Annotated in this window: 9 protein-coding genes; 7 read left to right on the top strand and 2 right to left on the bottom strand. The window is 74.0% G+C overall.

Going from position 1 to position 8,104, the window contains the following annotated elements; all coding sequences use genetic code 11:
- Nucleotides 1–194: 194 nt before the first annotated feature.
- Nucleotides 195–674 carry a metallopeptidase family protein gene (locus tag PSU4_RS30060; protein WP_147115932.1) on the bottom strand — a complete coding sequence of 160 codons (480 nt, stop codon included), beginning with the start codon at nucleotides 672–674 and terminating at the stop codon, nucleotides 195–197.
- A gap of 86 nt (nucleotides 675–760) precedes the next feature.
- Here PSU4_RS30060 and PSU4_RS30055 point away from each other — a divergent pair, with 86 nt between their 5' ends.
- From PSU4_RS30055 to PSU4_RS30030, 6 genes are all read left to right on the top strand, one after another.
- Nucleotides 761–1,129: a DUF3499 domain-containing protein gene (locus PSU4_RS30055; protein WP_147115929.1), complete on the top strand. Its 369-nt coding sequence runs from the start codon at nucleotides 761–763 to the stop codon at nucleotides 1,127–1,129.
- Between the two features lie 51 nt (nucleotides 1,130–1,180).
- Nucleotides 1,181–2,536, top strand: coding sequence for a phosphomannomutase/phosphoglucomutase (locus tag PSU4_RS30050; protein ID WP_147115927.1), 1,356 nt, complete (start codon nucleotides 1,181–1,183; stop codon nucleotides 2,534–2,536).
- Nucleotides 2,537–2,707: 171 nt separating this feature from the next.
- Nucleotides 2,708–2,950 carry a Trm112 family protein gene (locus tag PSU4_RS30045; protein ID WP_147115925.1) on the top strand — a complete coding sequence of 81 codons (243 nt, stop codon included), beginning with the start codon at nucleotides 2,708–2,710 and terminating at the stop codon, nucleotides 2,948–2,950.
- Nucleotides 2,937–4,043, top strand: a complete 1,107-nt coding sequence (locus PSU4_RS30040) for an SIS domain-containing protein (RefSeq protein ID WP_246115445.1) — start codon at nucleotides 2,937–2,939, stop codon at nucleotides 4,041–4,043. The genes PSU4_RS30045 and PSU4_RS30040 overlap by 14 nt, the downstream gene beginning before the upstream one ends.
- Nucleotides 4,044–4,095: 52 nt before the next feature.
- A complete protein-coding gene (manA, locus tag PSU4_RS30035; RefSeq protein WP_147115923.1) occupies nucleotides 4,096–5,310 on the top strand; it encodes a mannose-6-phosphate isomerase, class I in 1,215 nt (404 codons plus the stop codon).
- Between the two features lie 97 nt (nucleotides 5,311–5,407).
- A complete protein-coding gene (locus PSU4_RS30030) occupies nucleotides 5,408–6,331 on the top strand; it encodes a cation diffusion facilitator family transporter (RefSeq protein ID WP_147115920.1) in 924 nt (307 codons plus the stop codon).
- A 31-nt stretch (nucleotides 6,332–6,362) separates the two neighbouring features.
- Here the strand turns inward: PSU4_RS30030 and PSU4_RS30025 are convergent, their stop codons facing one another.
- Complete coding sequence (locus PSU4_RS30025; protein WP_147115918.1) at nucleotides 6,363–6,854, bottom strand: Lrp/AsnC family transcriptional regulator; 492 nt, start codon at nucleotides 6,852–6,854, stop codon at nucleotides 6,363–6,365.
- Between the two features lie 122 nt (nucleotides 6,855–6,976).
- Here PSU4_RS30025 and ald point away from each other — a divergent pair, with 122 nt between their 5' ends.
- Nucleotides 6,977–8,092, top strand: coding sequence for an alanine dehydrogenase (gene ald, locus PSU4_RS30020; RefSeq protein ID WP_147115916.1), 1,116 nt, complete (start codon nucleotides 6,977–6,979; stop codon nucleotides 8,090–8,092).
- The last annotated feature ends 12 nt before the right edge of the window (nucleotides 8,093–8,104 follow it).

The following is an 8,104-nucleotide window of genomic DNA, read 5'->3' as shown; positions in this document are numbered from 1 at the left end:
ACCTCATGGTGACACGCTGGGCGTTCTCGGGGTGGGCGCCGGCGAGCGTGTCGTGAGCGTTCGTCGTCGACCCCCATCACACGCTCGGTGGTCCGGGTGGTGTCGGACGTGTCGTGAGCGCGTCGCGGCGGCGCTGGTGACACGCTGGGCGTTCTCGGGACCGCGGGTGCTCGTCGGGGTGTCGCGACCGGGGCCTACTCGGCCCCGCCGTCGACGGCGTCGGGCTCGATGTTCAGGTACTCCGCGACCTGCTCGACGAGGACCTCGTGCAGGAGGTCGGCCAGGTCGGCGCCGCCGCGGGCGCGGGCCTCCAGCGGCCTGCGGTAGATCACGATCCGGGCACGGGACGGCAGGCCGCGGTGATCGACACCCGCGGGAACCAGCTGCGCGAGCGGCACCCCGACGTCGGCGAGAACGCCTGCGCCCCAGACGACCTCGTCGGGCGAGGTCTCGTCGACCTCCGGGACCTCGTCGACGGCCAGGTCGAGCTCGGCGAGCTCCGGGCCCCATCGCAGCTCGATGGGCTCGAGCGCCTCCAGGACCAGTTGGTCGAACTTCTCCGCACGGGTGCGGGAGGCCGGCAACGACACCGGGTAGAGCAGGCCGCGCAGGCCCCGGCCCCGGCGGTCACGCCGGCGGGGCGAGCGGGCCAGGGTGCGGCGCGCGGTGGTCACCCGCAGAATCTTACGGCTGCGGCCCCACCCGGTCTCGCCGCGCGTCGCAGTCGGGGGTCGCGGGCCGCAGGCGCTATCGTCGCGGTGTGCTGAGTGTGCGGAGGTGTTCGCGGACCGGGTGCACCGAGCTCGCGGTGGCCACGCTCACCTATGTGTATGCGGATTCGACCGCTGTCGTGGGTCCGTTGGCCACGCAGGCGGAGCCGCACTCGTACGACCTGTGCACGGCGCACGCGCACCGGCTCACCGCCCCGCGGGGCTGGGAGGTCGTCCGGTTCGAGGGTGAGTTCGCTCCGCCGCAGCCCACGGCCGACGACCTGACGGCGTTGGCGGAGGCCGTCCGGGAGGCCGGGCGGGCCGACCGCCCGCTCGACCCGTCGCCGCCGGTTCCGGTGCAGGGCGGCACGGGCCGTCGGGGCCACCTGCGGGTCCTGCCGGGTTCGGGCGAGGGCTGAGGCGACCGCACCGCCGCAGGGCTGTCGGGGATCACCGATAGGGTTCCGTGCGTGTCCGACCTGTCCTCGATCGTGAAGGCCTACGACATCCGCGGTGTCGTCGGCGAGCAGCTCGACGCGGAGACGGTGCACGCGATCGGCGCTGCACTGGCTCGGCTCGTCGGCGCCGAGGGTGCGCGGTCGGTGGTCGTGGGGCGCGACATGCGCGACTCGTCGCCCGCGCTCGCGGCGGCGTTCGCCGAGGGCGTGACGGGCCAGGGTCTCGACGTCGTCGACATCGGCCTGGCCAGCACCGACATGCTGTACTTCGCCGCGGGCACGCTCGACGTGCCGGGCGCGATGTTCACCGCGAGCCACAACCCGGCGAAGTACAACGGCATCAAGCTGTGCCGGGCGGGTGCCACGCCGATCGGGCAGGACACGGGGCTGGCCACGCTGCGCGAGGCGGTCGAGGCCGGGGTGCCGGCCGGGCCCGGTGGGGGCCGCGTCGAGCAGCGCGACCTGTTGGAGGGCTACGCGGCGCACCTGCGCGGGCTCGTCGACCTGTCTGGTGCGCGGCCGTTGACCGTCGTCGTCGACGCGGGCAACGGTATGGGCGGGTACACGGTCCCGGCGGTGTTCGCGGCGCTGCCGTTCGAGGTCGTCCCGCTGTACTTCGAGCTGGACGGGAACTTCCCCAACCACGAGGCGAACCCGCTCGACCCGGCCAACCTGGTCGACCTGCAGAAGGCGGTCGTCGCCGCGGGGGCCGACATCGGCCTGGCGTTCGACGGCGACGCCGACCGCTGTTTCGCCGTCGACGAGCGGGGCGAGCCGGTCAGCCCGAGCGCGATCACGGCGCTGGTGGCGTCGCGGGAGCTGGCGAAGTCGCCGGGCGACACGGTCATCCACAACCTCATCACCTCGCGCGCGGTCCCCGAGATCGTCGCCGAGCTGGGCGGCACCGCGGTCCGCACCCGGGTGGGGCACTCGTTCATCAAGCAGACGATGGCCGAGACGGGCGCGGTGTTCGGTGGCGAGCACTCGGCGCACTACTACTTCCGCGACTTCTGGCGGGCCGATTCGGGGATGCTGGCCGGGCTGCACGTGCTGGCGGCGTTGGCCGAGCAGGACGGCCCACTGTCGGCGCTGATGGCCGGCTACGAGCGCTACGCCGCGTCGGGCGAGATCAACTCGACGGTGGCCGACCAGGCCGGGCGGGTCGCGGCGGTCCGCGAGGTGTTCGGGGCCCGCGCCGGCACGGAGTTCGACGAGCTCGACGGCCTCACCGTCGGCCTGGCCGACGGGTCGTGGTTCAACCTGCGTGCGTCCAACACCGAGCCGCTGCTGCGGCTCAACGTCGAGGCCGCCGACGACGCGGCCGTCGCCGCGCTGCGCGACGAGGTCCTGGCGATCGTGCGGGCCTGAGGGCCCGCGGACGTCGCGGCGGCCCGGCGAGACCGCGCAGACACCGCACACACCGATCCGCAGGCGGTCGGTCCGGTACCCGGACGGACCCGGCGCGGACCCGCCCGGGCTGGCAGCATCGCGGGTGGGGACGCCCGCCGCTGCGACCCCGATGCAGGAAAGAGGAGGACCGTGGCCATCGAGCTCGACCCCCAGCTGCTCGACATCCTGGCGTGCCCGTCCGACGACCACGCCCCGCTGCGGGCCGGTGCCCCGGGTGACCCCGATGCCGAGGTGCTCACCTGTACGTCGTGCGGCCGTCGGTTCCCGGTCGTCGACGGGATCCCGGTCCTGCTGCTCGACGAGGCGCTCCCTGCCGACGGCACCGCTGCGGACGACGCCTCGGGCGAGGCCGGTTCCCGTGGCGACGGGTGACGCGGTGCTCGACGACACCCTCCTGCTCGATGCGGCGGCGCTCGCGGCCGTCGACACCGGGGGCGTGCTGCGTGCCGCGGCGACGGCGGGTGCGCAGGTCCGTTCGGCGGCGCTGAGCGCCGACGAGGCCGGTGTGGCCGATCTGGTGGGGCACCGTCCCCGGGCGCTGGTGCTGGTGCGCCGTCCCGGCGCGTCCGCGACGGCCGCGCCGCTGGTCGCCGCGATGCTGGGGCCGGCGTGCCCGGTGCCGGTCGTCGTCACCGACACGGTCCCGTTGTGGACGGGCCCGCTCGACGTGGTCGTCGTCCACACCGACGACGCGACCGACGCCGAGCTCGCCGACGCCGTCGGGTCCGCGGTCCGCCGGGGCAGCGACGTCGTGCTGTCCGCGCCGGGCGACGGTCCGGTCGCCGCCGCGGGGGCGGGGCGGGCGCGGCTCGTCGAGCCCCGGATCCCCGTGCCGCCGGGGCTGGACCTGCCGAGGGCGTTCGCCGTCGGCCTGGCCGTCACCGGCGCGCTGGGCCTGCTGGGCGGGGGGTTCGACGTCCGCCTCGACGCGTTGGCCGACGCGCTGGACGCCGAGGCCGAGCGCAACCAGCCCGGCCACGAGCCGTTCATGAACCCGGCGAAGTCGCTGGCGCTGCGGCTGGCCGACCACACGCCGCTGCTGTGGGGCGTCGACGCCGTCGCCGCGGCGGTCGCCGCGCACGGTGCCGCGTCGTTGGCCACGCACGCGGGGATCGTCGCCCATGCCGACGACGTCGGGCGTGCCGCGACCCTGTCGGGGTTGCGCCGCGCGCTCGAGGCGGGCGGTGCGGAGCGCGACGTGTTCCACGACCCGTTCGACGACCCCGCCCCGGCCGCGGCGGCGCCCCGGCTGATGCTGCTGGCCACCGGGGAGGACGAGCCGGGGCAGGTGCTGCTGCGGCGCACGGGCAGGCCGTGGCCGGTCGCCGACGTCCTGCATCCGGTCGAGGAGATCGTGCGCGGGACCCCGCACGCGGTCCTGCTCCGGGCCGGTGTGCTCGCCGCCCGCCTGGACATCGCCGCCGTGTACCTCGGCCTGGCGACCCGTACCATCGAACCGGCCTGACGACAGGCCACCGCGACCGGGCCGACCGGCCCGAACGAGGAGCACGACGACCGTGGAGTTGCTGGACAACCCGGTGCGGCCCTACGCCTGGGGTTCCCGCACGGTGATCGCGGAGCTGCTCGGGCGTCCGTCGCCCTCACCGCACCCGCAGGCCGAGCTGTGGCTCGGCGCGCACCCGGCCGATCCATCGCACGTCGTGCGCGGCGACGTCGCGGCGGAGTCCCTCATCGAGCTCATCGACTCCGATCCCGACCGCACGCTGGGCCCCGACCGGGCGGGCCGGTGGGGTGGCCGGCTCCCGTTCCTGCTGAAGGTCCTCGCGGCCGACGAGCCGCTGAGCCTGCAGGCCCACCCGAGCGCCGAGCAGGCCGCCGCCGGGTTCGAGCGGGAGAACGCGCTGGGCGTCGCGCCCGACGCGCCGGAGCGCAACTACCGCGACCCCAACCACAAGCCGGAGCTGATCTGCGCGCTCACCGAGTTCGACGCGCTGGTCGGCTTCCGGGAGGCCGAGGCGTCGGTCCGGTTCCTGCGGGCGCTCGACGTCCCGGCCCTGGGCGCCTACGTGGAGCTGCTGGCCGCCCAGCCGGGTCCCGACGGGCTGCGCGCCCTGTTCACGACGTGGATCACGCTGCCCCAGTCGGTCCTCGACGATCTCGTCCCGGCCGCCCAGGAGGGCGCGGTGCGGCTCGCGGCGCGCAGCGGTGAGTGGTGCGCGGGGGCCCGGGCGATCCTGGAGCTGTCCGAGCGCTATCCGGGCGACGCCGGGGTGCTGGCCGCGATGCTGCTCAACCACATCGTGCTGCAGCCGGGGGAGGCCCTCTACCTGCCTGCGGGCAACCTGCACGCGTACCTGTCGGGTGCGGGCATGGAGATCATGGCGAACTCCGACAACGTGCTGCGTGGCGGGCTCACGCCCAAGCACGTCGACGTCCCGGAGCTGCTGCGGGTGCTCGACTTCGACTCGGCGCCGCCGCCGGTCTGCGACTGGCACGACGACGGCGGCTGGGTCGCCTACGACACCCCGGCCGTCGAGTTCCGGTTGCGCCGTTTCGTCGCCGAGGGTCCGCAGGACTCGGTGGAGGTGCCCGACGGCGGTCCCCGCATCCTCATGGGCACCTCGGGGGCGGCGCTGGTGCGGTGCGACGCGTCGGTGTTGAAGCTGGGCCCGGGCACCGCGGTGTTCCTGCCGGCGTCGGACCGCGGTGTCGTCGTCGACTCGGCCACGCCGGGCACCCAGCTCTTCCTCGCGGCCGACGGTCTCGCCTGACCCCCCGGTCCCGGCTCGTCCGGTAGCGGCGTTTCGCTAGGGTTCACCGCGCGCTCCGGGCCCCGGGCGTGGACCGGTCCGAGGAGCAGGAGCAGCGGTGTCGGCGAACGGCGGAACCAGGGCGATCATCGCGGCGTTGCTCGCCAACGCGGGGATCGCCGTCGCGAAGTTCATCGGGTTCCTGGTCACGGGGTCGTCGTCGATGCTGGCCGAGGCCGTGCACTCGGTGGCCGACACGTCCAACCAGGGTCTGTTGCTGCTCGGCGGCAAGCGCGCCAAGCGCGCCGCGACCGTGGAGCACCCGTTCGGCTACGGGCGCGACCGCTACTTCTACTCGTTCATCGTCGCGCTGCTGCTGTTCACGCTGGGCTCGGTGTTCGCGATCTACGAGGGCATCCACAAGCTGCAGCACCCCGAGGGCCTGACGACGCCGCTGGTCGCGGTGCTCATCCTCGTGGTCGCGATCGGGCTGGAGGGTTTCTCGTTCCGAACGGCGATCCACGAGTCGCGCCCGCTGAAGGGGGCGAGCACGTGGTGGGGCTTCATCCGCCAGTCCAAGGTGCCGGAGCTGCCGGTGGTCCTGCTGGAGGACTTCGGCGCGCTGATCGGGCTGGTGCTGGCCCTGTTCGGGGTCGGGCTCACGGTCCTCACGGGCGACCCGGTGTGGGACTCGATAGGCACGCTCTGCATCGGCACCCTGCTCGGCGTCATCGCGATCATCCTGATCGTGGAGATGAAGAGCCTGCTGATCGGTGAGGGTGCCGTGGCGCCGGTGCTGTCGACGATCGTCGAGCGTCTGGAGAGCAGCGACGAGGTCGTGCGGGTCATCCACATCCGTACCCAGTACCTGGGCCCGGAGGAGATGCTCGTCGCCGCCAAGATCGCGCTCGTCCCGGGTATGGCGGTCGAGGGGGTCGCGACGGCGATCGACGCGGCCGAGGCCCGGGTGCGCGAGTCGGTCCCGGACGCGCGGGTGATCTACCTGGAGCCCGACCTCGACCGGTCGGTCGTCGCGGGCTGAGCCGGGCCCCGCCCGGCGCCGGGAGGGACGGTCAGTGCGTCTGCGGCGGCCGGATGTGCTCGAAGATCAGGCTCGTGCGGGTGCCCGCGATGTCGGGGTGGGTGTTGAGCGTCATCACGAAGTCGCGCAGCGCCGACGAGTCGGCCGTCGCGACGCGCAGCATGTAGTCGTCGTCGCCGGCGAGGAAGTAGACGTCGCGCACCTCGGGGAGCCGGCCGACCCGGTCGACGAAGGCCGCGAGGTTGCTGCGGGCGTCGCTCTGCAGGCGCACCGAGATCATCGCCTGCAGGGGGTGTCCGACGGCCGCGGGATCGACGTCGGCGTGGTAGCCGCGGATGACGCCGCGTTCGCGCAGCGCCCGGACCCGGGTCAGGCACGTCGACGGCGCGATGCCGGCGAGCTCGGCGAGCGCGTTGTTGGGGATGCGCGCGTCGCGTTCGAGCGCGCGCAGCAGGGCACGGTCGACCTCGTCCAGCGGGGGCCGAACATCCTTCGGTGACACCGCCCGCGCAGGCGTGTTCATCGCTGATCCTTCGCCAGAAACGTCATCTGCAGAATCTTCTGCGCAGAGCATGACATGGAGACGAACGAAGTTCACCCTGGTGTCCCTACGTCGCATCGGGGTCACCACATCGGGAGGTCACCGTGAAGATCGCCGTTCCCCGGGAGGTCAAGGACAACGAGTTCCGGGTGGCCCTGACGCCCGCCGGTGTCCACGAGCTCGTGGCCCGCGGCCACGAGGTCGTCGTCGAGCAGGACGCCGGGGCCGGGTCCTCGATCGCCGACGCCGACTACAAGGCCGCCGGCGCCCAGGTGCTCACCGGCGCCGCCGAGGTCTGGGCCGCCGCCGACCTGCTGCTCAAGGTCAAGGAGCCCGTGGCGTCGGAGTACGGCTTCCTGCGTCCCGACCTGACGCTGTTCACCTACCTGCACCTCGCCGCCTCCGAGCCCTGCACCCGCGCGCTGCTCGACGCCGGCACCACCGCGGTGGCCTACGAGACCGTCCGCACCGCCGACGGCCGCCTCCCGCTGCTCGCCCCGATGAGCGAGGTCGCGGGCCGGCTCGCCACCCAGGTCGGCGCCTACCACCTGATGCGCCCGGCAGGCGGCCGCGGCGTCCTCATGGGCGGCGTGCCCGGCACCCCGCCCGCCCGCGTCCTCGTCATCGGCGCGGGCGTCTCCGGTCGCAACGCCGTCGCGATGGCCGTGGGGCTGCACGCCGACGTCGCCGTCGCCGACGTGGACGTCGAGAAGCTGAAGTCGATCGACGCCGAGTACCACGGCCGCGTCCGCACGGTGTACTCCACCGCCTACGACCTGGAGCGGGAGCTGTTGGCCGCCGATCTCGTCGTCGGGGCCGTGCTGATCCCCGGCGCCAAGGCGCCCGAGGTCGTCACCGACGACGTCGTCGCGCGGATGCGGCCCGGCGCCGTGCTCGTCGACATCGCCATCGACCAGGGCGGCTGCTTCGAGGGTTCCCGGCCCACAACGCACGCCGACCCGGTCTTCCGCGTCCACGACACGCTGTACTACTGCGTCGCCAACATGCCCGGCGCGGTCCCCGAGACCTCCACCCGTGCCTTGACCAACGTGACGCTGCCCCACGTGCTGCGCCTCGCCGACCTCGGCACCCTCGACGCGCTGCGCGCCGACCCGGCGCTCGCCGAGGGCCTCAACACCCACGCGGGCGCCCTGACCAGCGACGCCGTCGCCGCCGCCCACGGGCTGCCGGCGACCGCCGTGGCCGACGTCCTGGCCTGATCGGCGGGCCCC

This window comes from Pseudonocardia sulfidoxydans NBRC 16205, assembly GCF_007989085.1.
Taxonomy (GTDB): domain Bacteria; phylum Actinomycetota; class Actinomycetes; order Mycobacteriales; family Pseudonocardiaceae; genus Pseudonocardia; species Pseudonocardia sulfidoxydans.
Note: the sequence above shows the minus strand (reverse complement) of the source record. Positions and strands in the feature narration are given on the sequence as shown.